We start from the raw sequence: 23,873 nt of genomic DNA, 5'->3' as shown, positions 1-23,873 counted from the left end.
GCCGTGGCGGGTGGCGTTCCCCGTGCGCAACCGGGCCGAACTGCTGGACGGTTTGCGCAGGGCGGGCAAGCGCGCCGCCCGGGGCGGCCCGGCACCGTCGGGCTCACGACGTCCGATGTGGACGGTCGTACCCGGCGCCGGCCCGAGCGCCCGCGACGCGGACCTGCTGGCCGGACGGTACGCGGTGTACGCGGCGGCCGTCGCCGAGTGCGTCGAGGCCGCACCGGACGAGGTGGACGAGGCCACGACGGCGTGGTTCTCCCGGAGCCACGCGTTCCTGCGCCTCATGCGGACGTGGGGGATCGATACGACGCTGGTGTCGGGTTCCGCGGCACTGGCGAAGCTCGCCCGCGGCGAAGCGAGCCTTCCCGCGGCGCTGGCCGAGGCGATGCGCTCCGAAGACGGAGAGCGCGGAAGCGACGACCCCGGCGGCGATGTCCTCGTCTGCGATCTGGACTCGGTGCGCGGCGACGACGTGCTCGCCCGCGTGGCGGACCTCTACGTCTCCGGCCTGGACGTGGACTGGGACGTCGTGCACGAGGGTGCCGAGCGCCGCCGGGTTTCCTTGCCCGGCTACTCCTTCGAGCCGACGCGATGCTGGGTCACGCCCCCGCGGCGCGACACGGCGTCACCGGCACCCGCCCTCGTGCCGCCGCGATCCGACCGGCCGCCGACATCGCGTGCGGACTACGAACAGGCGTTGTCCCGGGTCTGGGCCGGTTCGCTGCGAGTCGGCGAGGTACCGCCCGACGCCGACTACTTCGAACTCGGTGGCACCTCCGTGCTGGCGTTGCAGGTGCTGGCCGAGATCCGCAGGGAACTCGGCGTGCGATTGCGGCTGCGGGACATCTACGCGCACCGGACGCTCCGCGACCTCGCGGGGTTCATGGCCGTGAGCGCCGGGCACGACGTGGACACCACCGCCGGTCGGCTGGTGCCGATCCGGGCCGGGGGCGAGCATCCCGCCCTGTTCTGCCCACACCCATCCGGCGGTGGTGTCCAGCCGTACTTCGCGCTCGCGCAGGCGTTGCCCGCCGGGCATCCGGTCATCGGCGTGCCCGCCGTCGGTCTCGACGACGGCCTCGACCCGGATCCGACCGTCGAGGCCATGGCCACCCGGTACGTCGGCGAACTGCGGCAGGTCCAGCCCACGGGGCCGTACCGTCTCGTCGGCTGGTCGTTCGGCGCGGTGATCGCTTACGAGATGGCCCGGCAACTCAGCGCGGTGGGTGACCGCGTGGCGCCGCTGGTACTGATCGACGCGAACACCGAACTGGACCCCGAGCCGCCCCCGGAACGGGAATCGGCGCTGCTGGTCAACCTGCTCACCGCCGGTTCCGACTTCAGCGTCGACGTCGGCGCGCTCGCCGGGCTGTCCGAGCGGGAACGGTTGACGGCCGTCATCAAGACGGCGAAAGAGGCCGGGCGGTTGCCGCCGACCATGACCCGGCACCAGATCGGCGCCATGACGAAAGTGTTGCGCGCCAACGACCTCGCGCTGCTCGACTACCGGTGGGCCGGGTACGCCGGTCCGGCGGTGGTGATCCGGGCCGAGTCACCGCTGTTCGAGGGCCCGGACGACCGGGCCGAGGACCTCGGCTGGCGCAAGTTCATCACCGGCGAGGTCACCGTCCATTCCGTACCCGGCGATCACTTCACCATGATGCGCCGGCACCACTCCGCGATCGCCGACATCATCGGGAGGGTCCTGTGACCGCAGCCGAGCCGCGAGAAGGCCGATTCCAGGTCGTGATCAACCACGAAGAGCAGTACTCGGTATGGCCCGCGACCGGTGAGCCGCCTGCCGGTTGGCGGCCGGTGGGTTACACCGGCACCCGGACGGACTGCCTCGGCCACATCGAACGGGTCTGGACCGACATCACCCCGAAGAGCGTGCGGGACAGGGCGGCCGCGAGCGGGAGCACGCCGTGACCGCGGTCGGGATCGACGCGATCGAGGTGTGGCTGCCCGAGGACCGGACCCCGATCCGTGACCTCGCCGAGTACGCCGCCCTGACCGAGCCGGACCGGACGCTCGTGGACGGCCTCGGGATCGCTTCCGTGCCGGACGCGGGGGACAGCCAGGGGACGGATCTGGCCGTCGAAGCGGTGCGGGCGTTGCTGGACCGGACCGGTCTGCGGCCCGGTGAGGTCGACGCGCTGCTGCTCATCGGCGGCCGGGCACCCGAGTACCTCATGGCCTCCGAGTCGACCAGGGTTCAGCACGAGACCGGCCTGTCTTCGGCCCTGTCGTTCTCGGTGTCGGACCTCGGATGCGCGTCCATCTCGACCGCGTTGCTGACCGCCCGGTCGCTGCTTCTGTCCACTTCGGACTGGCGCCATGTGGTGGTCGCGCACGGTTGCGTGCGCCCGGGCCCCGGTCGGATCCGGCTACCGGTGACGGTCAACGGGGACGCCGGGCTCGCGGTGCTGCTGCGCCCGCGGGCCACCGCACTGCGCATCGTGGACGTCGTCGTGGAGACCGACGGCCGGTTCTGGGACCTGTTCCGGGTGGAGTACCGGGGCGTGCCACCGGAACGCTGGCGCGAGGTCTGCGCCGATCCCGCGCGGTACTCGTTCGAGCTGGCTCTCGAGAGCCGCAACCGGCTCGACCGGCTCAACCGGCAGGTGCTCGACCGGAACGGGCTGGCCATGACCGACGTCGACCACGTGCTCATGCAGAACGTCTCGACCGGCGCCTTCCGGTTCTACGAAGAGGCTTTCGACGTCGAGATCGCGAAGGTGTGCGAGCGCAACCTGGCGGGCTACGGCCATCTCGGTCCGGTCGACGTCATGGCCAACCTGGACGCGGGCGTGACCTCCGGTCAGTTCGAACCCGGCGATCTCGTCCTGGTGATGAACAACAGCCCGGCCGCCGCCTGGAGCTCCATGCTGGTCGAGGTGTGATCGCATGGGTCCGATCGCGACGCGGATACGCCGGGCAGGCTCAGACTGCCTTGGCGCGCACCAAAGCGGCCAGCTCGCGCGGGGTGCTCACCTCGGCGAGGAACTCGGCGAGGGACAGTCCGGTCCGCGCTTGCTTGCGCAGCCGCGCCACGATCTGGCCCGCTTTGATGGAATCGCCGCCGAGCGCGAAGAAATCGTCGTCGGGGCCGACCGGTCCACTGAGGACCTCACGCCAGATGCCGAGGACGAGCCCGTCGAGATCCTGTCGGTCGGCCGGGGTGTGTTCTCCGTGCGACATGCGCTCACCGCTTCCCGTCGGCGTGGAACAAGCTGTCTCGGAACGACTTTAGGCCATGACGGGGCGGGGATTCCATCGGTGAAAGGACCGGCGTGACGGTAGAGCAAGAGACTTCCCTGTTGCGGCAGCGGAATTTCCGGACGTACTTCGCCGGGCAGGCCGTGGCGATGATGGGCACGGCCGTCGTTCCGGTCGCGATGGGCCTGGTCGCCGTGGTCACCCTGCACGCGAACGGCTTGGCCGCGTCGATCGTTTCCGCGTCCTCGATGCTCCCCGCGCTCCTGCTGACCCTGCCCATCGGCGCCGTCGTGGACCGGGTCGACAAACGCAAGATCATGATGTGGGCCGACGTCGGCCAGGGCGTCGCGATACTGGCGGTGCCGCTGCTGTGGTGGAGCGGCGCGTTGTCGATCCCGACGTTGTGCGTCGCCGGGTTCGTGTCGACCGGTTTCGGGATCGTGTCGCAGGTGGCGCATCTGTCGCTGACCCCGCATCTGGTCACGAACGCGCAGCTGATCGATGCCAACGCGAAGCTGTCGCTGGCCGATTCCGCCGCCACGACGACGGGGCCGATGATCGCCGGGTTCCTCGTGGGCAGGCTCGGCGCGCCGGTGACGCTCGGCCTCGGCGTGCTGGCGAGTTTCTACAGCGCGTTCACGCTGAACCGGATCAGCTCACGGGAGCAACGTCCGGACGGCCCCGTGGAACGCACCACCCTGCGCAAGGACATCGCCGAGGGGTTGCGGTTCGTCGGACACAACGCCGTCCTGCGCGTCCTGATGATCGTCAACTCGGTCGACAACTTCTTCATCTTCTGGATCCAGGCCGTGCTGGTGGTGTACCTGGTCGGTTCGCTGCAGTGGTCACCCGCGGCGTACGGCCTCGTCATGGGCATCGCCGGACTCGGCGGCATTCTGGGCTCACTGCTGGTGAAACGACTGCATTCGAGGTTGGGCACCGGAAAACTGTTGCTGGTGGCGGTGTTCTTCGGCGGGCCGAGCGAAGCGGTGGTGTTGCTGCTGAGCCCCGGGCTCGCCGGCCAGGTGCTGACCTGCGCCGCGCAGTGTCTCGCGATCTTCTCCACCGTCTGTTACAACGTCACCTCGCGGACGTTGCGCCAGAACGAATCCCCGGACGGTCTGCGTTCGCGGATCACCGCCGCGCATCGCTGGGTCGGCAGCGGCCTGCGTCCGCTGGGCGCCCTGATGGGCGGCGTGTCGACGAGCATTTTCGGCCTGTACGCGGGGATCGCGATCGGCTGCGTCGGGCTGGCGATCGCGCCCGCCGTCGCCTGGTTCTCGCCGTTACGGCACACCGATCTCACGGAGGCGCGCAAATCATGACCGAACCAACCGACGCCGGACCCGTCGCCATCTTGGGCGCCGGGGTGATGGGCCGGGGGATCGCCACCCTCGCCGCGGGGCGCGGCCGTCCGGTGCTGCTCGTGGACACCGACCCCGACCAGCTCGCCGGCGCCCTCGCCACCGTCCCGGGGCAGCTACGCCTCGCCCAGCTCATGGGCGCGTTGCCGCGCGACATCACCGCGGGAGCGATCGAGACGGCGACTTCGGTCGAGGGCTTGGACCGCGCGACGGTGGTCGTGGAGGCGGTCACCGAACGCATCGAGCCGAAGGTGCGGGCGCTCGCCGCGGCGTCCGAGGCGGTGAGACCGGGCACTTTGCTGATCACCAACACCTCGGCCATCCCCATCGACGAACTCGCCGGCTCCGTCGACAGGCCAGAGGACCTCGTCGGTGCTCATTTCATGAACCCGCCGTACCTCATCCGCACCGTGGAGGTCGTGCGCGGACGGCGCACCGGCGAAGCCGCGCTCGCCGCGGTGGGCACGTTCCTGACCGCGCTCGGCCTCGAGTACGTGGTGGTGGCGGACGGGCCGGGATTCGTGATCAACCGGATCCTGCAGCGGATGATCAACGAGGCCGCCCGGGTGGTCGACGAGGGCAAAGCCACGCCCGAAGCGGTCGACGCGTTGTTCACCGGCTGCCTCGGCCACACCACCGGCCCGCTGGCCACCGCCGATCTGATCGGGCTGGACAACGTCGTGGACTCGCTCACCGTGCTGGCGTCGCGCACCGACGACGCTGGCTACCGGCCGAGTTCCCTTTTGCTCGACAAGGTGCGGGCAGGTCACCTCGGCCGCAAGACGGGGTCGGGATTCTTCGAGTATCGGAGCACATCGTGAGCCACACCATCGACCCTCAGACACCCGGCACGCTGTCCGCCGGTCAGGCACGGCGGAGCTTGACCGAGTTCCTCGAGGCGAGCACGAAGTCCACCGTCGACCCGGCGCAGGACCTGTTCTCGGCGGGACTGATCTCGTCGTTGTTCGCGTTGCAACTGGTCGTCCACCTGGAGCGGGAGTTCGGCGTGACGGTCGCCGGCGACGATCTGCGGCTGGACAACTTCCGCTCGGTCGACGCGATGGTCGCCCTGCTGGTGCGGCTCGGCGGGGCACGCGATGACTGAGGCGCGGTGGACGGCCGCCCGTGAGCTGGCCGCCGCTCTCGTCGGGGATTCGGCGGGGGACTGGGACGTCGCGGGGAAGCTCCCGGCCGACGTGCTGCTCCGGATGGGAGCCGAGGGTGTCCTCTGCCCGCAAGTGCCCGAGGCCTACGGCGGGCTGGGCATGGACAGCCTGAGCTGCGGTGAGCTCACGGCGGAGGTGGGCAGCCGGTGTTCGTCCTTGCGCAGTGTCATGACTTCCCAAGGCATCGCGGCGTGGTGCGTCGCCCGGCTGGGCGATGACGCGCAGCGAGCCGAATGGCTGCCGCGGCTCACCTCGGGTGCCATCGCCTGTGTGGCGTTCAGCGAGCCGGACGCGGGCAGCGATCTGTCCGCGATGACCACCCGGATCCGGCCGGACGGGGACAACGTGGTCATCGAGGGCGAGAAGGTCTGGACCACTGCCGCCGTGTACGCGGATTTCATCCTGGTGTTCGGCCGTTACGCCGACGGCGCGGCCGCGGTGATCGTGCCGACCCACGCGCCCGGAGTGCGGATCGAGCGGCGGCCCGACCCGCTGGGCTGCCGCGCCGCCGGCCACGCCGACATCCGGCTGGATTCCGTCCGGCTGCCGAGTGGCAGTGTGCTCGGCGGGGCGGGACAGCCGCTGGGGATGCTGGTCACCTCGGCGCTGACCTACGGCAGGCTCTCCGTCGCGTGGGGCTGCGTCGGCATCCTGCGGGCGTGCCTCACCGCCGCCTGCGAGCACGCGGCGACCAGACGTCAGTTCGGCAAACCGCTCGCCGGGCATCAGCTCGTCGCCCGCCACCTTGCCGAACTCCTGGTGGACGAACAGGTGTCGACCCTCATCTGCCGTCAGGCCAGCGGACACTGGGACGACCGCACCCCGGAACTGGTCCCGTCGGCGGTGCTCGCCAAGCACGTGGCCGCGCGCCGTGCCGCCGACGGCGCGGCGCGGGCGACGCAGGTGCTGGCCTCGGCCGGCGCGCGGGACGGCTCGGTGGTGGCCAGGGCGTACCGCGACGCGAAGCTGATGGAGATCATCGAAGGAAGCAACGAGATCTGTGAACTCATCCTGGCCGAACAGGCGGTGACGGTATGGGCGTGAGCACGGTGAAATGCCTGGTCTGGGACCTCGATCAGACGCTGTGGCAAGGAATTCTCCTCGAAGCGGGGGAGACCCGGCTGTCCGGGGAGATCCGTGACGTCATCGTCGAACTAGACGCCAGGGGCATCCTGAACTCCATCGCCAGCCGCAACGATCACGAGCACGCCTGGCCACGGCTCGAAGAGCTGGGCATCGCGGAGTACTTCGTGGCGCCGAAAATCGGCTGGGGACGCAAATCCGACTCGGTACGCGCGATCGCGCACGAACTCGGCTTCGCCCACAAGACGTTGGCGTTCATCGACGATCAGCCCGCCGAGCGGGCCGAGGTGCACTTCCACCTGCCCGAGGTCCGGCTGTACGCGGCGGAGGAGGCCGAGTCCCTCCTCGACCGGCCGGAGTTCACCCCGGCGTCGGTGACCGCGGACTCGCGGCAGCGGCGGCGGATGTACCAGGCGAACGTCCGGCGCGACGCCGGGCGGGCCGCGTTCCAAGGACCGGACGAGCAGTTCCTGCGCTCCTTGGACATGGTGCTGCGCGTCGACCGGGCCGGGGAGCGGGAGCTGGCGCGGGTGGCGGAGCTGACCCTGCGCACGAGCCAGATGAACGCCACGGGCGTGCATTATCCGGACGAGACCCTGCGCGGGCTGGTCGACGACCCCGGTCACGAAGTCCTCGTCGCGACGCTCACGGATCGCTTCGGCTCCCATGGCGCGATCGGCGTACTCCTGCTGGAGAAATCCGAACGCGTGTGGCGGCTCAAATTGCTGGCGACTTCGTGCCGGGTCGTTTCCTTCGGCGTCGGCGCCGTGATCCTGCGCTGGCTCGCCGACCAGACCGCCGCCGCCGGCGTGCACCTCGTCGCGGATTTCCGTGCCACGGACCGCAATCGCATGATGGAGATCGCCTACCGTTTCGCGGGCTTCGCCGAAGACGGCTGCCCGTGTCACGCGGACCTGCGCTCGGAAGACGACGCGGCCGTCGTGTTCCATCTGGTGCCTTCGCGGCAGCAGCCACCGCCAACCATGCGGGTCGTCGCGCCGCCGCTGGCCGTCGCCGCGGGCGCGCCGGTCGACTGGGAACCGTTGCCGGACAACCGGATGGGGGAGGGATCGTGATGAGCACGCGGTCGTCGATCGAGCGAGTGGCCGGAGGCGCACGGGCGAACGTGCTCTCGGTCAGCTTCACCGGGATCGAACTCGGGCGTGACCTCGATTCCTTACTGGCCAAGGAAACCCGGGGACTCGGGCTGCACAGGATCGACCCGCTCGGCGACCTGACCGCCGCGTCCGGATACGTGTCGCTGCCCGCGATGGCACGCGGTTACGCCGAGCAGGCGGCCGGGCTCGAACCGATCGCGGTGGTCGGATACTGCACCGCCGCGACGCTGACCGTCGCGCTCGCGGAGGAACTGGCCGCGGTCGGTGACCGGGCCCCGCTCGTCGTCCTGCTCGACCCGCTCCGGCCGACGTCCGCAAGTGTCGCCCGGTCGTTCGAAGATCGGCGGCGAGCCTTCGGCCGTTCTGAGCCGCCGGTGGCCGACGTCGACTGTCAGGGCGATCCGGGGACCGCGCTGCGCGCCATGGCGTCGCAGCTGGCCATCGACGCGGCCGCGTTCGCCGCCGACAACGACATGGACGCCGAGGACGCGGACGCCATCACCACCGAACTGGTCGCCAGGTACCGGGCCTGGCTCGGTTTCCTGCTCGCCACCGCGCACCACACGCCTGCCGGGGACGCGCTCGTGGTGCGGTGCCTGATGTCGCAGGACCGAGAGATCCCCGCCGGGCTGGTCGATCCGCGTTCGGTCCGGCGGCTCGAGCTGTCCGCCGAACAGCTCCCGGGCGCGGACGCCGTGCGCGAGCTGGTGTTCGAGATGATCGAGGCGGGGGCGAGCCATGTCTGACGCCACCCTTGCCTCTTTGATCGACCAGCAGGTCGCGCGGACGCCGCACGCCGCCGCGGTGGCCTTCGAAGGCGAAGTCCTGACCTACCGCGAGTTCGACACGCGTGCCCGGCGGGTGGCGGGAGCGCTGGCCCGCCGGGGGATCGGGCCGGGGTCCAAAGTGGCCCTCACCATCCCCAGGTCGCTCGAACTGGTGATCGCGATCCACGCCGTGGCCAAATCCGGGGCGGCCTACGTCCCTGTCGACCCCGACTACCCGGCGGAGCGCATCGCGCATCTGCTCGAGGATTCCGCGCCCGACGCGGTGCTGACGGCGACCGAGGTCGGCGGGCTCGCCGCCGCGGAAGACCCGGAGAGCGGCGGGCGGATCCGGCCACCGCACGCGGGCGACCCGGCCTACGTCATCTACACCTCGGGCTCCACCGGCCGCCCCAAGGGCGTCGTCGTCCCGCATTCGGCCATCGTGAACCGGCTGCTGTGGGGGCAGGACCGGTATCCGCTCGGGCCGGGAGACAGCGTGCTGCAGAAGACACCCGCGTCCTTCGACATCTCGGTGTGGGAGTTCTTCTGGCCGCTGCTGGCCGGGGCCCGGCTGGTGGTCGCCAAACCGGGCGGGCACCGCGATCCGGCGTACCTGGCCGGTCTCATCCGGACCGAAGAGGTGACGACCGCCCATTTCGTGCCGTCGATGCTGACGATGTTCCTGAGCGATCCCGCCGCGGCCGGATGCACGTCCCTTCGCCGTGTCCTCTGCAGCGGTGAAGCCCTGCCGTCCGCGGTGGCACGCCGGTTCACGGAGCTGCTGCCGCGATCCGAACTGCACAACCTCTACGGTCCCACCGAAGCCGCCGTGGAGGTGTCGCACCGGCGCTTCGATCCGGTCGAGGACGCCGAGACCGTCGCCATCGGCGAACCGGTGCGCGACACCCGGCTGTACGTGCTCGACCCGGCGCGTCGGCCGGTCGAACCCGGTGCGATCGGTGAGCTGTACATCGCGGGCGCCCAGCTGGCTTGGGGATATCACGGCAAACCGGGGCTGACCGCCGACCGGTTCGTGCCGTGTCCGTTCGCCGGGCAGGGCGAGCGGATGTACCAGACCGGGGACCTGGTCCGGGAACGTCCCGATGGGGCGCTGGAGTACCTCGGGCGTTCGGACGACCAGGTCAAGGTGCGCGGCTTCCGGGTCGAGCTCGGTGAGATCGAGGCGGCGTTGCTGGCGCACGACTCGGTGGGCGGGGCGGCCGCCGTACTGCGTGAGGACGCGCCCGGCGATCAGCGGCTCGTCGGTTACGTGACTGCCGCCGACGGCCACCCCGCGCCGGACGGCTCGTCGTTGCGCGCCTTCGTCGCGAAATCGCTACCCGAGCACACGGTGCCGATGGCCGTCGTGGTCCTCGGCGACCTTCCCGTCACCGCGCACGGCAAACTCGACCGCAAGGCTTTGCCGCCCGTGGACTGGGCCGGTCTGTCCGGCGGGCGGAGCCGTCCGGCCGAATCGCCACTGGGGCGGAAGATCACCGCCGTCTGGGCGGAGGTGCTCGGCCACGACGGCGCGAATCTGGGGGCGGACGCGGACTTCTTCGCCATCGGCGGGCACTCGCTGTCCGCGACCCGGCTCGTCGGCAGGCTCAACCGCGAGTTCGGCGTGGACCTGCCGTTGCGCGCGGTCTTCGATCATCGCACCCCGGCGTCCTTGGAACCGGTAATCCGGGAACTGCTCGGGCGCACCACGGCAGGAACGCCGCCCATCACGGCCGCCGTGGACGCTGTCGGTCCGGCGCCGCTTTCCCCCGGCCAGCAACGGTTGTGGTTCCTGGAACAACTCCAGCCGGGCACCGCGCTCTACAACGTGCCGTCGATCATCCGGCTGTCCGGCGCGGTGTCCGAGACGGCACTCGCCGACGCCTTCGACGCGCTCGTCGCCCGGCACGACGCGCTTCGTACCGTGTTCGGCAGCGAGGACGGCAAGCCGAGCCAGCGCGTGGTCGACGGCCGGGAGGCACGCCTGCGGGTCGTCCGGCCGCCGGACGCCGCCGCGGCCGTGCACGTGATCACGCGGGAGACGAACGAGCCCTTCGACCTGGTCGCCGACCTTCCGGTGCGCGCACTGCTGCTGCGCCTCGACACGGGCGACAGCCTGCTGGTGATCACGGCACATCACATCGCCGTCGACGCGTGGTCGATGGACGTGCTCCTGGACGAGCTCAGCGACCTTTACGCGCACAACCTGGGCGAGCCGGTCCCGGTACCGGCCCCGCCCGCCTTCCAATACCTGGACTTCGTGGCCTGGCAACGCGAACACCTGACCGGCCAGGCCGTGGACGGATACCTCGCCTACTGGAAGCGCGCGCTGGCCGGATGTCCGCAGATCCTGGACCTGCCGACGGACCGGCAGCGGCCCGCCGTGCAGTCCTATCGCGGATCGGTGCTGTGGCAGGACCTCCCGGCCGAGGTGGTCGCCGCGGTCCGCGCGACCGCCCGCGACGCGGGCGCCACACCGTTCATGGTCCTGCTGGCGGGCTTCTTTCTCCTGCTGGGCAGGCTTTCCGGGCAGGAGCGGTTCCTGGTGGGCGCTCCCATCGCGGGCCGCAGCCGCCCGGAGACCGAGTCGGCGGTCGGGTTCTTCGTCAACCAGCTCGCGCTGCGGGCGGACCTGACGGGCGAACCGACTGTGGGGGAGCTGCTCGCCAGGGTGCGGGAGACGACTTTGCAGGCCTACGCCCATCAGGATCTGCCGTTCGAACGGCTGGTGGAAGAGCTGCGCCCCGAGCGGGACCTGAGCCGCTCGCCGCTGTGCCAAGTGCTCTTCAACCACATCATGCCGCGCCGGGACGAATGGGACAGCGGTGGTCTGCGCTGGCGGCGGGAGCAGGGGGACGAGGCGTTCGCCAAGCTGGACCTCGGCCTGTACGTATGGGAGCACGGCGACCGGGTCCGGTGCCAATTCATCCACAACGCGGAGCTGTTCAGCGCGGAGCGGATGCGCGGGGTCGCCGACCAGTACCTCGCGGTGCTGCGCGCGCTCACCGGCGACGTCGGACGGCGGCTTTCCGGGATCTCGCTGGTGACGGACGAAATGCGGAGCCTGCTGCCCGACCCGCGGCGACCGGTGCGAGCCGAGCCGGTGCCGAGTCTGGTGAGCCAGGTGGTCACGGCCGCCCGTGCCCACCCGGATCGGGTGGCACTGTCCGGTCCGGACGGGAAATGGACCTACCGCGAACTCGTCGAACGGACCGCCGCGACCGCCGAGGCGATGCGGTCCGCCGGGATCGGCCGCGGTGACACCGTGGCGGTACTGGGCGCCCGGACCCCGTGGTTGCCCGCGTCGATGCTGGCTGTCTCGGCGGTCGGAGCCGTGGCGGCGCTGCTCGACCCGACGTACCCGCGGGCGTGGCTGGACCGGCGGATGCGCCGGGTTCGGCCCGCCGCCGTGCTGAACCTGTCGGCCGTGACACTCGACGGTGTCACGGTGATCCGCCCGGAAGACCATAGTTCGTCCACTGTGGACGATCCATGGCGGGTTCTCGAGGAAGCGGGCCTCGCCGCCGTGCCGGACGCCGCCTTCCTCCTCTTCACTTCGGGCACGACGGCGGAACCCAAAGGGGTGCTGAGCGCCCAGTCGCCGTTGTGCCGCTTCCTGCGATGGCAGGCGGAACGGTTCGAACTGTCCGGTGACGACCGGTTCGCGGTGCTGTCGGGCCTCGGGCACGACCCGATCCTGCGGGACTGCTTCGCCGGTCTGGTCGTGGGTGGCGAAGTCCACTTCCCCGCGGAGGAGACCCGCGGCGAACCCGCCGAGCTGGCGGCTTGGCTGCGGTCGAACAGGATCACTTCGGCACATCTCACCCCGACCCTGGGCACCATGCTCGCCACCGCGACCGACTCGGCGGCGCCGGAGCTGCGGTGGCTGTTCTTCGGCGGCGAGGCGTTGTCCTCGGCCCAGGTCCGGTCGATGACGCGGTGGGCGCCCTCAGCGGTGCCGGTGAACTTCTACGGCAAGACGGAAACCCCGCAGGCCGCCGGCCACTTCGTCGCCTCACCCTGCCCGCCGAGCCCGCACGTGCCGATCGGCCGCGGCACCGCCGAAGCCCAGCTCCTGGTGATCACGGACGCGGATCTGCAGGCAGGCGTCGGCGAACCGGGCGAGCTCGTGGTGCGGTCGCCGTACCTGGCGCTGCGCTACCTCGACGAAACCGATGCGGATCCCTTTCCCGTCAGCATGTTCGGACAGGACGCCGAAGACCGGATCCATCGCACCGGGGACGTGGCGCGATACCGGCCGGACGGCACGGTCGAACTCGCGGGCCGCCGCGACCGGCAACTGAACCTGCGCGGCCACCGCATCGAACCCGCCCAGATCGAGGCCGTCCTCACCGGCCATCCCGACGTGTGGGAGGCGGCGGTGCTCGCTTGCCGGGGCCCGCGCCCGGAAGACGACTGGCTGGCCGCGCACGTCGTGCCCGCGCCGGGCGGTTCGCCGACGATCGGCGAACTGACCGCGTACCTGGCCGAACAACTGCCCGCCCACCAACGGCCCGCCCGGCTGGCGATCACCGATTCCCTCCCGATGACCTCCAACGGCAAGGTGGACGAAAACGCGTTGCGTCGGGTCGAGTTCCCCGCGATGGAAGCCGTTGAGTCCGTCACGGAACTGGACCCGGTGGAGTCCGCGCTCGCCACGGCGTGGGAGGAGGTGCTCGGCGGCCCGCCTGCCCGCCTCGACCAGAGCTTCTTCGAGGTCGGACATTCGCTGCTGGCGACCCAATACGTGGTTCGGGTACGCCGCAGCCTGGGCGTCGAGGTGCCGCTGCGTCAGCTGTTCGCCAGCCCGAGCGTCGCCGCGCTGGCCCGTCACCTCAGGAGCAAGCTGTGATCCCGCCGCGTAGCGCGGTCGACATCGACCTCGGCGCGATCACCTCGAACCTGGCCGCGGCCAAGGGACTGGTGTCCGGGGCCGACGTGATGGCCGTGGTGAAATGCGACGCCTACGGACATGGCGCCACGGCTGTCGCCCAAGCGCTCGATTCCGCCGGGGTCGCGTGCTTCGGTGTCGCGTTCCTGGAGGAGGCGCTCCCGCTGCGCGCGGTGGCACCGGAGACGCCGATCCTCGTCTTCACCGAGCCGGCGCCAGGGGAGGAGATCGCGACGATCGAGGCCGGGCTGACACCGACCATCGCCAGCCCCGACGGTGTTGCCCGGCTGGCCGCGGCGGCGCGCTCCACGCCGCTGGACGTGCACCTGAAGATCGACACAGGACTCCATCGGCTGGGCGTCGCCCCCGAGCACGCGGTCGAGATGGCGCTGCGGGCCGAGAGTACGGGCCTGCGCGTGACCGGGGTGTGGACGCATTTCGCCACCGCGGACGACCCCGGCGACCCACAGCTCGGCGTTCAGCGGGAGCTGTTCGCCGCCACTGTCGAGCGACTGCGCGCGGCCGGTGTCGAACCCCGGCATGTGCACGCCGCCAACAGCTCCGCCGCCCTGGGCGACACCAGGACGCATTTCACCATGGTGCGGCTGGGTGCCGTGCTGTACGGGCTGCGTCCCGGTTCGTCGGTGCCCGGGCTCACCGGGTTCCGTCCGGCGATGTCCTGGCGCAGCAGCGTCGTCGCCACCCAGCGGGTGGGGGAGGGCGAACGAGTCGGCTACGGATTGCGCTACCGGCTCGAGACGGATTCGACACTCGCCGTGGTGCCTGTCGGCTTCGGAGACGGCCTTCCCCGGCTCGCGGGCAACCGGGGGCGGGTGATCGTGCACGGCAGCCGTAGACCGATCGCCGGCGCCGTGGGCATGAGCCACGTCATCGTGGACTGTGGCGACACCACCGTGCGAGTCGGCGACGAGGTGATCCTGCTCGGCCGGGACGGTGCCGGAACCGACACCGAAGTCACCGCGGAGGAGATCGCCCAATGGTCGGGCACCTCCGTTTACGAGGCTGTCACGAGGATCGCCCCCGGTCTGTCCCGTCGCTATTCCCCTGTTCGCCCGGCGATCGACGTCGAGAGTCGATGAGGAGCTTGTGCCATCCGTTCCCCGCGTCAGGCCAGGGTCGGGTGTCGACGGCTGACATCGTCCATCCTTCCGGCCAGCTCGAGTGCCTTGCCGGTCGTGCCCAGCTTCCCTTGAACAACTTGTGGTGTTCGTTCGCGGGGCGCGTGAACTCCGTTCCGCGGAATTTGACGTCCTTCAGGAAGGCGGCGTCGGGGAACCTGATGTCCTGGCGGAACGTGGCACGGGAGAACCAGGCTTCACCGCGGAAGACGGCGCTACCGAACCAGACGTCGTCGAGGAATTCACTGTCGGTGAACCGGGCGACGCCGTGGAAGGTGCTCCCGCGGAACCGGACGGGCTCCTGGAATCGCGCGTCCCGGAACCTCGCGTCTTTGACGAACTTCGCGTCACTGAACCGTGCGCTGCCGCCGAAGACGGTGTTGTCGAACTCGGCGTGGGTGAGGAAGGTCGTGCCGCCGAAGTCGGTGTCGCCGACGAAGGTGGCGCCGGTGAAGTGGGCGGATCTGACCTGGCATCGCTCGAAGTGGAAGTCGATCAGGGTGGCGCCGGTCAGATCGAGATCGACGTGGGGCCAGAACGTGTCCGCCGGTGGTGACCCGGGCCGCAGGTGCTGGGCGAGGATCCGCTGGGCGGCGATCCGTACTTGACGTTCCTGCGCGACGACGGACCGGGCCGGTGTGTCCTGCCCGGAGTCGAGGGCTTGTTCGAAGGGCATGCGGAGGTAGGCGCACAGCACATTGATCACTGCTTCTCGTTGCGATCGGGTGTCCTGGGCCAGCCGCTCAAGCGCGTAGAGCCCGCCCAGGCGAACCGGTGCTTTGTCCGACCCGAGCTGTTCGACGGCCTTCGCGTAGAGCTCGGTGATCCGTCGCGCCGCGGCGTCCGCCTCGGTTTGGCTGGACAGGTGCCGCTGATGGGCCAGCGTGTCCGCGGCGACGGCTTCCGCGTGCAGCTGGACTCGTTCCTTGTGGATGAGATCTCGCCGCTTCTCCACCAGGTCCAGCTCGGCGGTCTGCTGCCGCCGGGCGGCGAGCAGGAGACCGACCGCTCCACCGGCTCCGAGGACGATCGTGCCGACTGTGCGGATCGCCTCCAACCCGAGGCCGTACACCGCCAGCAACGGCCAGCTGATACCGAGGGCGAGAAGAATCAAAGCGACCGCACACCAAGCGATCGCCCGATTCGACAGCACCTTGTTCTTCGACAGGTCGTCGTTCACCTGTTCATCTTCGTCGACGAACCCGCCGCCGTTCCACCTCGTGATCCGACGCGCCTGTCCCTACGGACTTTCGACCACGCCGCAGCGAGCCCAGTGTTCGGTGAAGTTGCTGGCGCTCACCTCCAGCGGGTCCGGGTTCGACAACCGCTGGTTGCCGATTCCCGGCGAGAGCATGATCTGCTGATCCGGTCGCTGGATGGACAGTCGCGCGTCGCCCGCGCCATGGATCTTGGCGGTCGCCGCACGGAACCGGACATCCGAGTGGTTCATGTACTGGGTCAACGAGCTCTGAGAGCCGAGGGTGTAAGTGAGCCGCTCGGACACGAAGTACGCGAAGGGCTGCAGGTAGTCTGTGCCGCCTCCAGTGGGATGGGTCCAGAATCCCGAGAAGTTCTGGCCGTTGTCGAGATCCGAGACGGTCAGCGACCAGTTGTAGCGGTCCGCGTAGTGCACATCGAGGTAGTAGCGATGGCCGGCGACGTAGGGCACGTCGATGTCGACCACGCCTCCGGTGTCCCAAGATCCGCGGACGAATTCGATGAAGCCGCCCGACTCCACGGCGCCGGTGGCCTGGGTGACATAGACGCCCGCCTGCACCAGGACGGTGTCGTTGGACACGCCGACCCACTGCGTCATGCTCTCGTCCGAGCACGTCGACGCGTAGTAACTGGGCGCCGTGATGGAACTGTGCGCCCCCGAATACGTTTCACCGGACGCGGCCGTCGCGCGGTAGCCGCTGTAGTTGGTGGAGTGGGTCGTGGCATGGACACCCGGCTTGACACAGGGCGGTTTCGGTGTCGCTCGGTTGAGCCCGCGCGCCACCTTTTCCCAGTCCGCCCGGTTGAGCTCGCCGGGCGCCACGGCGTCGGAGTCCGGCCGGGCGGGCAATCCGACCTTCGTGAGCCGGGCGGGGGACGCTGTCGCCGGGTCGAAGGTCCGACCGGGTACGACCTGGTCCACCAGCAGCCCGTTGGGCATCCGGAACGAATGGTGGTTGTCCCCGTCCGCGTCCGTGGTGACCGCGAGAGCCTCGGCGCACAGCTTCGCCGGGGTGTTCGCTCCCGGCGTGCTCGGCGGTGCCGCGTAACCGGACGCGGGCGCCGTCCCGGCCAGCAGGACGGCGACCACCGGAACCACGGCAAGATGAAGTCGACGTTTCACGTGTCCCCCCAAGGTGCTTCATGATCAGTGGGTTAGCGTCTCGAACGATCGCTCACGGGGCCGGGACAGTCTGCGTCATCTGACCTTGACAGGACACGTTGCCGCGATCATAGCGGGAGGGAATCTGCTCGACAGCCGATTAAGCGAGCCCTTAACCGGGTGGTTCTCCGTTGGGTTTCCGGTGATTCTTGGCGAGTGTCAAGAGGATCCAGATCCTCCATTCGAGCGAGGGGAACATCGGTGAACGTGCTGAAGAGATTCATGGTGGGCGCTCTGGTGGTGCTCGCGTCGCTGGTGGGAGCGGGAACGGCGATGGCTGCTCCGCCGGCCGCGAGCGAGGTGGGCATCCAGGCCGAAGGAGGAGGTACGACGCTCATCCAGAGTGGCACCGGCTGGCTCAGTGTTCGCTGGTCTGCGCACAGCAGGCACACCATCTGGTGGGGCGAAGGCGAATTCCTCAGTGCCGGCGGTGTCGGAAACCCGAAGATCGTCGTGACCTTCTTCTACGACAACGGTCAGATCTACGACGAGAGCAGTAACTCCTGGGGTGGCAAGCGGATGAACGAAAAACACCACCGCGACATCAACAAGAGTGTGGATCGGGACATCGTGACCGTCTGTGCGGCCTTGTTCGAGGGAGCGACCTATCTGAACCGGGCTTGCGCACCGATCACAGCGTGAGCCGCCGATTCCACAGTGGATCACGGGATCGCTGAGAAGAGCACCTGTTCGCCGGCCCTGGTCTTCACCTGGGCCGGCGACGGGTGGGTGAGGAGGCCGCCCCGTGTCAGGTACCTCCTCAGGTCAGCCTCGAGTGACGTGCCGCCAGCGGCGAGACCTTGCCAAGGTACGGGGAATGGGATTGATCATTCCTTCGCGCCCGCTGCATTCGGAGATGCTGTGCCACGTTGCCCTCACGACGAAGGGGTGAGATTCTGGCAGAGGTGGGTGGGGAACGCCGGCTCGGCGGCGAGGATTTCGCCGCAGCCGCCGCCCTTCGCCGAGGCGACGCTCATCCAGCCGTTGCCGGCCCAGCGGTAGACGACCCGGGTCGGGGCCTGACCGCTGTGCCGCTGCAGGTCATGGATCAGCCAGTTCTGGTCGCACGCCCGTGTTGTGCCCGGGTACTCGGCCTCCGCGCTGAACTCCGCCTGCGCCACCCATGCTGCGTCGCAGTGGTCGGTGGGCGGTTCGCAACCAAGGATCTTGTCGCATTTCTTCCAGTCGGTGGATGTCAGACCCCAGGCGTCCCCGGCGTTGACGATCACCGGCCGCTTCCCGATCGATGCCGCTGTCTTCATCGGGAAGTCGGTCGGGACCTGCTTGCAATCCGGGCCGTTCCCGGGCTGGAACAAGACGCCGGCGCCGATCCTGTCGGCAGCTTCGGTGATCTGGGTGTGCGGTTCGACGGCACAGGCAGGCAGGTCGACACGCAGTACCGCACTGTGGTCGTCCGGCCCCAGCCGGATGTCGGTGACCCACGCGGACATGTCCGCCGGAGGAGCCGACATGAGCGGCGGGCCCGGCGTGGTCCCTGAGGTGGTGGCCGGGGCAGTCTCCGGCGAAGCGGTGCTTCGGTAGGGAATGTTCAACGCCAACACCAGCCAGAACACGAGCCCGCCCACGGCGAGCGTCCCGAAAGTCCACAGCACGGGTCTGATAGATCTCGACATCGAAGTTCCCCCTCAACGTTGTCGGCGGGAGCCTACCGGACCGCTGAACCGTGGTGGGCGATCATCGCGGGCGCAGTAGGCGTCATGGTGATGCTCGCGGACACCTGTGGTGCCGACCGTCATCCGGGCCTAATCGTTGCGAGCACTGACACCCTGACGGCCGACCTGAACGGGATCTGGCCGCTTGGTGAGGTCCTGCCGTCCTGCCGCCGGGAGCGAACCGGGCCCCTTCGGTCTCGACAGAGCTGATCGGGCTTCGCGCTGCAAAGTTTGTTCAAGGTTTCCTCAAAGGCTTCGGTGCACTGTGACCTCACCACGGGGGTTCGAAGGCAGGACTTGCCCACTGAGGGCTCCCGCCGTGGCAGGCGATTCCGATTCGGGAGGACAACTTGAAATCCAGAAGTGTGCGCGCTGCGGTAGGCATCGTGATCAGCGCGATTCTCGTTCTCACGGCCAGTACCGGAGCCGGAGTGGCATCCGCGGCCGAAGCGCGGACCGGATCCGAAGCAGGCGTTCAGCATTACGACTCGTGTACGGCGAACTACTTCTGCGGGTACGACTGGCTCACCGGCGGGAACATGGTTTTTCAGGAGAACGCCTGCGGTCTGTACAAACTGGCGGGTTCCCCTGCCATCGACAAGATCGCGTCGATCGACAACAAGTCGACGCACACCGTGCTTCTGATGGACTGGGTGGGCTACTGGGACGTGATCTGGGAATCCCTCCCCGGTAACTGGGGCGACCTGCCGGCGGCGGCACACGACAAGGCAGACGCGATTTTCATCTTGTGCTGAGAAAGCTTGCCCCCTCGGTGTAACCGCCGATGGGGGACAGGGCGCAGGGGCGCTGCCGAGTTGAGTGCAGCGACCGGATGCTCATCGGTACGGATCCAGCCGCTCCGCGGGATCTCCGCTCGCCGCCACCGATCATGGCGGAAGCGTCGCGGAGCGGCGCCTTCCGTGTCGACCTCCGGAAGTTGCGCTGTTCGCCGGTCACGCAGGACGGCGCGTCCCGGTTGACTGGTCAGGTCGGAAGAGTCGTGACCGTTGACGATGAGGTGTGCACCGTGACTGGCGGGAGCAGGTGTGTCGGTCATGCCGTGGCGTGCGCCGTTGCCGGCGTGGCGATGCTGGTGTCGGGTTGTGCGGTTCCGCCCGCCGGCCCGGTGAAGCCGGGCACGAGCGGCACGGCCGCCGGGGAGGTGCCGACAATCCCGGTAACCGACGCGAGAAAGCGTCTCGGTGAGTTGTCGGTCGCGGTACGCGGCGTTCTCGATGGTTACGACCGGGCGAAGTTTCCGCACTGGAAGACCGTGTCCGGCACCTGCAACGTCCGCGAGGAACTGCTGAAACGCGACGGTGCGGACGTCGGGGTCAACGCGGAGTGCGCCGCGGTGTCCGGGACCTGGCGAAGCGTCTATGACGGGGAGACGTGGCGGAAGGCGTCCGAGGTGGACGTCGACCACGTGGTGCCCTTGGCTCAGGCGTGGGTGAGCGGCGCGAAGACCTGGAAGCAGTCCCGGCGTGAGCAGTTTGCTAACGAGCTGGCCTTGCCGCAGCTGCGGGTGGTCACCGACAACCTCAACCAGCAGAAGGGTGACAAGGCGCCGGAGGAGTGGAAGCCGCCGCTTGTCGCGTTCTGGTGCACCTATGCCACGGACTGGATCGTGGTCAAACACGCGTACGGACTGACGATCACCGTCCCGGAACGGACCGCGCTGTCGAGCATGCTCGACCGATGCTGACGACCCGCCCGCACCCTGCGGTCGCCGCTGAAGCCCAGGACGGTCCGGGCCCCGGCGGAGGTGTCGGTGTCCAAGCGCTGAACTCCCCGCGAATCCTTTGTCGTTTGCGGTTGTCCTCCCCGCCTTCTGTGGGAACTATTCGCGTTTGTTCCGAATGTTGTTGGAGGGAGCGACATGCGTGTGAAGAAGCTACTCGTTGCCATCACCGCGGTGACCGCGGTCGTCGGCGGAGCGGCCGTGCCGGCGTGGGCGACCACCGAGGCCCCCGGCGTCGTTGCCGACGCGGTGACCTTGGAAGGTGCCAGGAACTTCCGCGATGTCGGCGGGTACACCACGACCGACGGCCGCACGGTGCGCACCGGCGTGGTCTTTCGGTCCAACAAGCTTTCCCGGCTCACCGACACGGATGTCCAGCGGCTCACCGCGTTGAACGTGTCGCTGGATGTCGATCTGCGCAACGTGAAGGAGCGCCACGACGAGCCCGACCGGGTGCCGCCGGGTGCCCGCTACCAGGTGGCCGACGTGGTCTCGCTCGAACACGGGTTGCGGTTCCACGACAACGCCGCCGTCACGCTGGTGAAGGCCATCGCGGCCGGGTTGCTCAACGGATCCGACAACCTGGGTCAGTCGATCGGCTACCCGTTCATGGTCGACTTCGTGGGCGCGGACCACGCGTTCGGCGACCTGCTGCGTGCCATCGCGGCAAACGGTTCCGGCGCCACCGTTTTCCACTGCTCGGCGGGTAAGGACCGCACCGGCTGGGGGACGGCGATCCTGCTGAGCCTGCTCGGTGTGCCGCGTGCGGCGATCGAGGCCGACTTCATGCTCAGCAATGACAAGCTGGGCGACCCCAAGGCTGTCGAACTGAGCTGGCTGCGGGCGGCGTTCGACGAGGTCACCCATCTCTTCGGGTCCATGGACGCCTACGCCCGCCAAGGACTCCGCTTGGACAACGCGACCATCGACTCGTTGAAGGCCCGTCTGCTGGTCTGACACCCCACCACGGCAGTCCAGGCTGGCCGTACTGCGGTGGTATGCGTGAGCCGTCGGCCATCGCGTCCCGGAACAGGAGGCGCTCGCCGAGGAGCTCATGGACGCGGTTGGAGCCCACGACGTTGGCGAAGTACCCTGCCGACGTTCATCTTCCATGACGGACAGGTGGAGGCAGCCCTGAACGACTGAAGCCCCGCCCCTCCGAAGAGGGACAGGGCTTCAGTCCTGTGAAAACAGGTGGCGCGCGATACTGGGATTGAACCAGTGACCTCTTCCGTGTCAGGGAAGTTTTTGCAGGTCCGCGGTCTCTCGTTCCACCTCGTTGGGGCGGCTTCGGACGCGTTCCGGTCGCCTGAATATCGCCAGTTGATCTTGGAACGCTGGCTACGAGGAGTTACTCCGTGTCTGCCGAAGCTGTTGGTTTCCGGTTGAGCGTGACGCTGTTCTGCAGCTGGTCACGGCGATCGTCGGCATTATCGTGGGGTTGACGTTCCTGTTCGGGTTCGGCGACGTCCTGGCGTTTGGGCTTCGGCGATCCGGCAGCTCTCGCTGCGTGGCGACTCGGTGGAGGTGATCCGGCCGGTGCGGCGACTGCTGCTGGTCTCGAGTGTCGTCACGTCGGCCCTGAATGTGGCCGAGCCGCTCATCGCGGGGGAGATCGGTCGAGCGCTGTTCGACGCCGTCGGGCCGCTCCTGCTGACGCGCAATGGTGGTCCAAGAGGGCTCGAACGCGGAGCGGCATGATTCTTCCGGCCGTTCTTCGGCAGTCAAGCGTCCCCTTGAAGTGACCCGTCCGGGTGGCGTCTGCCCGACAGGGAAGCCGATGGTGCCCATTGTGACGCCCCGGCAGATCGGCGAGCCCCGAACAGTGTGACGGTATTGTGCTGTGCTGCGGGAACGTGCGTGAAGTTCGATCTCCGGCAATTCACGTTGGCGAGGTGTCGCATTCATGAATGAGCGTGAAGTCGACAGGCAACGACTCGGGTCGTCCGGTCCGGCCCGCGACCGGAGTACTCGTCCCCGGGCCACGGAAGACAAGCTCCCGCCCGGTGTGCTGCCGGGCGTGGCGAACGTGGCGAACCTGCAACGCCTCGCCGGGAACAAAGCCGTCACCGCCTATCTCGGGGCGAAGAAGCCCGGGCTCCCCGTCCAGCGCGACGTCAACAAGCGAGGTACCTTCGCCGGCTGGGGCGGGACGAACGACAGCAGCGTGATGGTCAACGCCAACGCGTCCGTCGACGTCGCCGACGGGAACCGCTCGGTCAGTCACCCGGCCTGGTTCCTCAGCAACGCCACGGAGACGGTCGAAGTCGATCCCGGAGCGACGGGAACCGTGCTGCTCCGGCTGCCCTGGTATTGGCACCACCACGGCATCGTCCAGGAAATCGGCCAGGTCTACGGCACGAACGAACGGCACATCCACGCCGGTGGTGGTCCCATCGACTATTGGGTTTCGGCGCCCTTCACGGTGACACCGGAAGGCCGAGTGGCCTTCGTCAACACCACTCCCGGCGGCACGATCGGTGCCGCCGGGTACCTCGAAGGGGTTCCGACCATCACTTCACGAGACGGCGAGAATTCCGGCACTCTGACGGTCAGCGTCGTCTTCCGGGCGCTTCAGTCCACCACCACGACGGACACCGGAACGAGGACGACGACCACCACGCTCACCGGATCTGGGACCGGGGCCGCCACCCCGGGCGGAGTGGGGGGATCGGTGACCACGGGCGGCAGCTATGCGGTGAGCGAGGCCAATTCGCACGCGGCCGGAATGACGGTGAGTGGTACCACCTCGGTCACGTGCAGCTTCGCGATCAACATCCGGGTGCGGATCCCGCCGAAGATCACGAAGATGAAGACCATCTTCTATTCCGCCGAGGGCAGGTTCAGGTCCGGAAACGACGGCATTCTGGGGGTGAACGAGTGGTGGGCGTCCGTCCCGGCGCCGGTGCGTGAATTGATCGTTTCCGGGCGGAAACCGGTGCGGATCACTGGCCGGGCGAGCCAGACCGGCAGCCCGGAGCGGAACGAGCGGGTGATCGCCGGCCGCATCGACGACGTCACCAGGCGCCTGCACAACGTCGCGGGCCGGATGGAAGTCGTGCCCGACAGCGAGTTCACCGTGCCCAACGAGCGGTCGGTCGTGATCAGGGTCGAGTACACGGCCGCCGAGGCGCGGGCCGGGGGAGCGGGATCCCCGTGATCCTCGCCGTCTGAAGCGTCCGAGAACTCTGGCGGGCCGGGAAGCCGATTCCTTTCCCCAGTAGCCGAGGTCTCCCTGTCGATGGTGCGGGGTTCCAGAAGTCGGTTCATGCATCCGACCTGTTGCGACGCGCGCTTCGGCGGGTAGGGCATGATCGGCGGCCATGTCG

General features: G+C 68.9%; 21 protein-coding genes. 17 read left to right on the top strand and 4 right to left on the bottom strand.

The window, feature by feature from the left end:
- The first annotated feature begins 115 nt into the window (after positions 1 to 115).
- Genes HDA45_RS43165 through HDA45_RS42715 form a run of 3 tightly spaced genes read left to right on the top strand, consistent with a single transcriptional unit; the run spans position 116 to position 2,906 of the window.
- Positions 116 to 1,714 carry a thioesterase domain-containing protein gene (locus HDA45_RS43165; protein ID WP_378317406.1) on the top strand — a complete coding sequence of 533 codons (1,599 nt, stop codon included), beginning with the start codon at positions 116 to 118 and terminating at the stop codon, positions 1,712 to 1,714.
- A complete protein-coding gene (locus HDA45_RS42250; RefSeq protein ID WP_184891789.1) occupies positions 1,711 to 1,932 on the top strand; it encodes an MbtH family NRPS accessory protein in 222 nt (73 codons plus the stop codon). The genes HDA45_RS43165 and HDA45_RS42250 overlap by 4 nt, the downstream gene beginning before the upstream one ends.
- Positions 1,929 to 2,906, top strand: a complete 978-nt coding sequence (locus HDA45_RS42715; RefSeq protein WP_184891788.1) for a 3-oxoacyl-[acyl-carrier-protein] synthase III C-terminal domain-containing protein — start codon at positions 1,929 to 1,931, stop codon at positions 2,904 to 2,906. Before HDA45_RS42250 ends, HDA45_RS42715 begins: the two co-directional genes overlap by 4 nt.
- A 40-nt stretch (positions 2,907 to 2,946) precedes the next feature.
- On the opposite strand, the gene HDA45_RS03100 is transcribed toward HDA45_RS42715, so the two are convergent.
- Positions 2,947 to 3,204 carry an acyl carrier protein gene (locus HDA45_RS03100; protein ID WP_184891787.1) on the bottom strand — a complete coding sequence of 86 codons (258 nt, stop codon included), beginning with the start codon at positions 3,202 to 3,204 and terminating at the stop codon, positions 2,947 to 2,949.
- A gap of 92 nt (positions 3,205 to 3,296) precedes the next feature.
- Here HDA45_RS03100 and HDA45_RS03095 point away from each other — a divergent pair, with 92 nt between their 5' ends.
- Genes HDA45_RS03095 through alr form a run of 8 tightly spaced genes read left to right on the top strand, consistent with a single transcriptional unit; the run spans position 3,297 to position 14,711 of the window.
- Complete coding sequence (locus tag HDA45_RS03095; protein WP_184891786.1) at positions 3,297 to 4,547, top strand: MFS transporter; 1,251 nt, start codon at positions 3,297 to 3,299, stop codon at positions 4,545 to 4,547.
- Entirely contained in the window at positions 4,544 to 5,407 is an 864-nt protein-coding gene (locus tag HDA45_RS03090; RefSeq protein ID WP_184891785.1) for a 3-hydroxyacyl-CoA dehydrogenase family protein, read from the top strand. The genes HDA45_RS03095 and HDA45_RS03090 overlap by 4 nt, the downstream gene beginning before the upstream one ends.
- Complete coding sequence (locus tag HDA45_RS03085) at positions 5,404 to 5,691, top strand: acyl carrier protein (protein ID WP_343071966.1); 288 nt, start codon at positions 5,404 to 5,406, stop codon at positions 5,689 to 5,691. Before HDA45_RS03090 ends, HDA45_RS03085 begins: the two co-directional genes overlap by 4 nt.
- Positions 5,684 to 6,796: an acyl-CoA dehydrogenase family protein gene (locus HDA45_RS03080; RefSeq protein WP_184891784.1), complete on the top strand. Its 1,113-nt coding sequence runs from the start codon at positions 5,684 to 5,686 to the stop codon at positions 6,794 to 6,796. The genes HDA45_RS03085 and HDA45_RS03080 overlap by 8 nt, the downstream gene beginning before the upstream one ends.
- A complete protein-coding gene (locus tag HDA45_RS03075; RefSeq protein WP_343071965.1) occupies positions 6,793 to 7,911 on the top strand; it encodes an HAD-IIIC family phosphatase in 1,119 nt (372 codons plus the stop codon). Before HDA45_RS03080 ends, HDA45_RS03075 begins: the two co-directional genes overlap by 4 nt.
- On the top strand, positions 7,911 to 8,699 hold the full coding sequence (locus HDA45_RS03070; RefSeq protein ID WP_184891782.1) for an alpha/beta hydrolase family protein: 789 nt from the start codon (positions 7,911 to 7,913) through the stop codon (positions 8,697 to 8,699). The genes HDA45_RS03075 and HDA45_RS03070 overlap by 1 nt, the downstream gene beginning before the upstream one ends.
- Positions 8,692 to 13,572, top strand: a complete 4,881-nt coding sequence (locus tag HDA45_RS03065; RefSeq protein WP_184891781.1) for a non-ribosomal peptide synthetase — start codon at positions 8,692 to 8,694, stop codon at positions 13,570 to 13,572. Before HDA45_RS03070 ends, HDA45_RS03065 begins: the two co-directional genes overlap by 8 nt.
- The gene (gene alr / locus HDA45_RS03060; protein WP_184891780.1) at positions 13,569 to 14,711 is read left to right on the top strand and encodes an alanine racemase; all 1,143 of its coding nucleotides are present in this window, start codon (positions 13,569 to 13,571) and stop codon (positions 14,709 to 14,711) included. Before HDA45_RS03065 ends, alr begins: the two co-directional genes overlap by 4 nt.
- On the opposite strand, the gene HDA45_RS42995 is transcribed toward alr, so the two are convergent.
- Positions 14,638 to 15,930 carry a pentapeptide repeat-containing protein gene (locus tag HDA45_RS42995; RefSeq protein WP_184891779.1) on the bottom strand — a complete coding sequence of 431 codons (1,293 nt, stop codon included), beginning with the start codon at positions 15,928 to 15,930 and terminating at the stop codon, positions 14,638 to 14,640. The genes alr and HDA45_RS42995 overlap by 74 nt on opposite strands.
- A 60-nt stretch (positions 15,931 to 15,990) precedes the next feature.
- On the bottom strand, positions 15,991 to 17,067 hold the full coding sequence (locus HDA45_RS03050) for a hypothetical protein (protein WP_184891778.1): 1,077 nt from the start codon (positions 17,065 to 17,067) through the stop codon (positions 15,991 to 15,993).
- Between the two features lie 264 nt (positions 17,068 to 17,331).
- Between HDA45_RS03050 and HDA45_RS03045 the strand changes: the two genes are divergently transcribed.
- Complete coding sequence (locus tag HDA45_RS03045) at positions 17,332 to 17,772, top strand: hypothetical protein (protein WP_184891777.1); 441 nt, start codon at positions 17,332 to 17,334, stop codon at positions 17,770 to 17,772.
- 233 nt (positions 17,773 to 18,005) lie between these two features.
- On the opposite strand, the gene HDA45_RS03040 is transcribed toward HDA45_RS03045, so the two are convergent.
- Complete coding sequence (locus HDA45_RS03040; protein ID WP_184891776.1) at positions 18,006 to 18,764, bottom strand: hypothetical protein; 759 nt, start codon at positions 18,762 to 18,764, stop codon at positions 18,006 to 18,008.
- Positions 18,765 to 19,234: 470 nt separating this feature from the next.
- On the opposite strand from HDA45_RS03040, the gene HDA45_RS03035 reads away from it, so the two are divergent.
- The 5 genes from HDA45_RS03035 (at position 19,235) to HDA45_RS03015 (ending at position 23,704) form a co-directional block, all read left to right on the top strand.
- Complete coding sequence (locus HDA45_RS03035) at positions 19,235 to 19,558, top strand: hypothetical protein (RefSeq protein ID WP_184891775.1); 324 nt, start codon at positions 19,235 to 19,237, stop codon at positions 19,556 to 19,558.
- Positions 19,559 to 19,890: 332 nt separating this feature from the next.
- Positions 19,891 to 20,508, top strand: coding sequence for a GmrSD restriction endonuclease domain-containing protein (locus HDA45_RS03030; protein ID WP_184905237.1), 618 nt, complete (start codon positions 19,891 to 19,893; stop codon positions 20,506 to 20,508).
- A gap of 174 nt (positions 20,509 to 20,682) precedes the next feature.
- A complete protein-coding gene (locus HDA45_RS03025; RefSeq protein ID WP_184891774.1) occupies positions 20,683 to 21,501 on the top strand; it encodes a tyrosine-protein phosphatase in 819 nt (272 codons plus the stop codon).
- Positions 21,502 to 22,083: 582 nt separating this feature from the next.
- Positions 22,084 to 22,245, top strand: coding sequence for a hypothetical protein (locus HDA45_RS03020; protein ID WP_184891773.1), 162 nt, complete (start codon positions 22,084 to 22,086; stop codon positions 22,243 to 22,245).
- A 205-nt stretch (positions 22,246 to 22,450) separates the two neighbouring features.
- Positions 22,451 to 23,704, top strand: coding sequence for a hypothetical protein (locus HDA45_RS03015; protein WP_184891772.1), 1,254 nt, complete (start codon positions 22,451 to 22,453; stop codon positions 23,702 to 23,704).
- Positions 23,705 to 23,873 lie beyond the last annotated feature (169 nt).

Source organism: Amycolatopsis umgeniensis, from assembly GCF_014205155.1.
Classification (GTDB): domain Bacteria; phylum Actinomycetota; class Actinomycetes; order Mycobacteriales; family Pseudonocardiaceae; genus Amycolatopsis; species Amycolatopsis umgeniensis.
Note: the sequence above shows the minus strand (reverse complement) of the source record. Positions and strands in the feature narration are given on the sequence as shown.

Bases quoted from the DNA above. Each gene is read 5' to 3' on its own strand.
- HDA45_RS03025 (WP_184891774.1), top strand. From the start codon at position 20,683: ATGCGTGTGAAGAAGCTACTCGTTGCCATCACCGCGGTGACCGCGGTC.
- HDA45_RS03080 (WP_184891784.1), top strand. From the start codon at position 5,684: ATGACTGAGGCGCGGTGGACGGCCGCCCGTGAGCTGGCCGCCGCTCTC.
- HDA45_RS03090 (WP_184891785.1), top strand. From the start codon at position 4,544: ATGACCGAACCAACCGACGCCGGACCCGTCGCCATCTTGGGCGCCGGG.
- HDA45_RS03100 (WP_184891787.1), bottom strand. From the start codon at position 3,204: ATGTCGCACGGAGAACACACCCCGGCCGACCGACAGGATCTCGACGGG.
- HDA45_RS43165 (WP_378317406.1), top strand. From the start codon at position 116: ATGTGGACGGTCGTACCCGGCGCCGGCCCGAGCGCCCGCGACGCGGAC.
- HDA45_RS03065 (WP_184891781.1), top strand. From the start codon at position 8,692: ATGTCTGACGCCACCCTTGCCTCTTTGATCGACCAGCAGGTCGCGCGG.
- HDA45_RS03070 (WP_184891782.1), top strand. From the start codon at position 7,911: ATGAGCACGCGGTCGTCGATCGAGCGAGTGGCCGGAGGCGCACGGGCG.
- HDA45_RS03040 (WP_184891776.1), bottom strand. From the start codon at position 18,764: ATGTCGAGATCTATCAGACCCGTGCTGTGGACTTTCGGGACGCTCGCC.
- HDA45_RS03015 (WP_184891772.1), top strand. From the start codon at position 22,451: ATGAATGAGCGTGAAGTCGACAGGCAACGACTCGGGTCGTCCGGTCCG.
- HDA45_RS03030 (WP_184905237.1), top strand. From the start codon at position 19,891: ATGCTGGTGTCGGGTTGTGCGGTTCCGCCCGCCGGCCCGGTGAAGCCG.